We start from the raw sequence: 2,704 nt of genomic DNA on the forward strand, positions 1-2,704 counted from the left end.
TGCCATAGCTCAGCCGTACCATCGCTCACCGCCTCGGAGAATCCATGGCCACTTCTCACCGGATTTCCCCTTTTCAAATCCCGTCGGCGCATACCCCATGCGGTATGGTTTCCGAGCGGTCACCTAGCGGGGCAGCGTGACGCCCCCGCCGAGCGCCGCCCTGTGACGCCGTGCGGATCGGTGGGGCAAGCTGAGGGGCTGAGAACCCCAACCAGCTTACACCTGACTCCAGAAGCGGTTCTTGAAAAGCGTCCCGGCTCGATCCGGGAGTTTCCGGAATCTCTTCTCTGGAAGGCGGCGGGCCCGCAACTTTCTGTCCGGGAACTGCCTGACTTGCTGGACCCAGGCCAGCCGGACTGCCGATGAAGAAGGGGGCGGCGTCCGGGTTTTCTTTGGCTGCCGCAGACACGTCAACACAGCGTGACTTCCATGTTCCGCCGGCAACCACACCCGGATCTGTGGCGCAGGGTATCGGCGCTCTTGCGCGTGCGTTGCCCTCCCGCTGCCCTCGTCACGGCAGCGACGGAGTGCGGCTCGCTGGCCGTCCGGACCCCTGGCGTCTACCATGTCAAAACTCCACCCGGCATGGTTACGCGTCTTGGGCCGTGCGGATCCGCGTGGGGACGCACGTTCTGATGGGCCTCCCAACACCACCTCACAAACGTAAGTCCGCGCGAGAGGCCGCGCGCCGAAAGGAGGTGTCCGCGCGCCAGGACCCCTACGGGTATCGGTAGAAGCAGGTAAGGGTCGCGAGCGGCGCTCCACAGGGGGGTATCGCGGGCCTGGTGCCGACGAACTGTTCGCCGTGCAGTTGGTGGCCAACGGAGCAAATAGCCCGCACTATGCCCTTGGCGGAGTCGGCCTCTTGACATCCCCGGCGCATGACGGCCCCAGCTCGATGACCTCGCTACGGCGCGGCACAAAGCGGAGCAACCCGTGGCGTTGGAAGAGGCGGTCGACCTGGCGCTACGGCTGGCTACGCTCGACCGGCGAGCAGAGGCCTTTCCTGCCCCGGTACTACGGTGGCTTGCCGGACGCGTCGAGCAGTTTGTCGACGGCTCGCCTCAAGACGCACAGCGGAGCCCCACAAGGGCCAACGGAGAGTCGGATCAGCCGCTCGAAACGGGTTCTTGACGGGGGATCATAGGGTACTTGCGAAGCAGGTCGAGCGGTGCGAAGCTGAGATCGGCCACTGGGAGGGTCGCTCCTTCCACTGGGACTCTTCACCGTTTCCCGAGGCTTCAGCCTACCGCCTGCGCCGCGGGGAGGGCAGGGCAATCCGGCCGTTCATGCTTGCTGGTGAAATGACAGGGAAGGAGGGGCGATCATCTTGCTCTGGCTTGGTGTGGCCCTGTTCATTGTAGCGCCTGTACTGGGCCTTGCCCCGATGCCGCCGGTAGCCGGAATACCCGGTTACGCCCTGGCTGAGATGACCCTCTGGCTTGGACTGGTCGTCTTGAGGGTGGACAGTTACCGCCGTGCCACTACCCGGTACCGTCGGTTCCACCTCTTGATCGATGCGCCTTTCTTCGCTCTGTGGCTCGGACGGATCGTATGGGCGCGGCTTGATCCGATCTTCTGGCACAGCAGTCGCGCCGCGGTGGTTGCAATCCCGCTCGTGATTCTGCTTCTCGCGTGGCTGGGGGCGCAGTCCGTCTTGCTGCGCAAAGAACTCGACCGCAGCAGCATACCCCGTCGCGAAGGCGACGCATGACGCCCTCAGCCCTTACGAATGCCGCTTCCATTACGGGCTCCGCACTCGACCGGGGTTCGTGGAGCGACGTTGTCTACCTGCTCCTACCTCACGCCATACAGTACCTGCCCCGGCTCGTCGTCGGCCTATCGGATGACTCCTGGGCGCAGAGGCGTTAGGGACTGGATCCGCCCCGTGCAGGAAATCCACGATGCCTCCTATGGGTATGATGCCCTCGTGCCCGGTTGCGGGTCGCCAGCTCCGAGATCGGCCCGCGTGCATCCCCACCGCAGTTGACCGCGCGCTTGCCGTGCGGGATCTGGCTATTGTAGCTGTCGTGGAGCTCTCCGATGGACGGAGTGTCCGAGTCGCTCGGCATCTGGCCCCGCCTCACAGGCCCGAAGCAGCAGCGACGCCCCAGAGCGCCAGGGCCGCAAGCACCGAAAGACCGCTGGCGACCACCGACAGCCCGTGCAGCCTGCCGAACTGCGGCGGCAGCGGCGCATCGGGGCCGGCCTGCGCCGCCTGCATCCTCAGGGCGTGAATGCGGGGCTGCAGCACGAAGGCGCCGACCAGCCCCAAGGCCAGCATGACCACGATCAGCGCCAGGGCCAGGCCTGCCCGGGGCCGCCCGGCCGCCACCCGCCACAGGCCCACCGCCAGCAGCACCAGGGCGCTGACCACGGCGGTGCGGTAGTACCCGGGGAAGATGGTCTCGACGATCTGGCCTGCCTGGGCGCGCGGGAAGCGGGCGAAGATGGCCGGCGTCGCGCTGCCCCCGAAGTAGAGCGCCGTCCCGGTCCACCACGCCAGAGCCACCAGGTAGACGAAGTCACGCAGCGCGGCCATGCGCAGGTCCTCCTTTCGTACCAGATGCAAGCATCGAGGCTGCGATCCTCGCTTGCATGCCATTCGGCCGCTCCATGCCTCAGGTCCTGCCGGACCGCTCCCCGGGGCATGAGGCTGGCCGGCGGGGCGATCCGCTGTCAGAGACGAGGGGCTACGGGCAGG

At 66.6% G+C, this 2,704-nt stretch carries 3 protein-coding genes; 2 read left to right on the forward strand and 1 reads right to left on the reverse strand.

What is annotated here, in order from left to right; translation table 11 throughout:
- Positions 1-936: 936 nt before the first annotated feature.
- Positions 937-1,134, forward strand: a complete 198-nt coding sequence (locus AB1609_20465) for a hypothetical protein (GenBank protein MEW6048817.1) — start codon at positions 937-939, stop codon at positions 1,132-1,134.
- A 196-nt stretch (positions 1,135-1,330) separates the two neighbouring features.
- Positions 1,331-1,714 (forward strand): hypothetical protein, encoded by a 384-nt coding sequence (locus AB1609_20470; GenBank protein ID MEW6048818.1) that lies wholly within the window; start codon positions 1,331-1,333, stop codon positions 1,712-1,714.
- A 369-nt stretch (positions 1,715-2,083) separates the two neighbouring features.
- Here the strand turns inward: AB1609_20470 and AB1609_20475 are convergent, their stop codons facing one another.
- Complete coding sequence (locus AB1609_20475) at positions 2,084-2,542, reverse strand: DUF4149 domain-containing protein (protein ID MEW6048819.1); 459 nt, start codon at positions 2,540-2,542, stop codon at positions 2,084-2,086.
- Positions 2,543-2,704 lie beyond the last annotated feature (162 nt).

This window comes from Bacillota bacterium (assembly GCA_040754675.1).
In the GTDB taxonomy this organism is placed as follows: domain Bacteria; phylum Bacillota; class Limnochordia; order Limnochordales; family Geochordaceae; genus Geochorda.

Coding starts and splice junctions, on each gene's coding strand:
- AB1609_20475 (MEW6048819.1), bottom strand. CDS start 2,542: ATGGCCGCGCTGCGTGACTTCGTCTACCTGGTGGCTCTGGCGTGGTGG.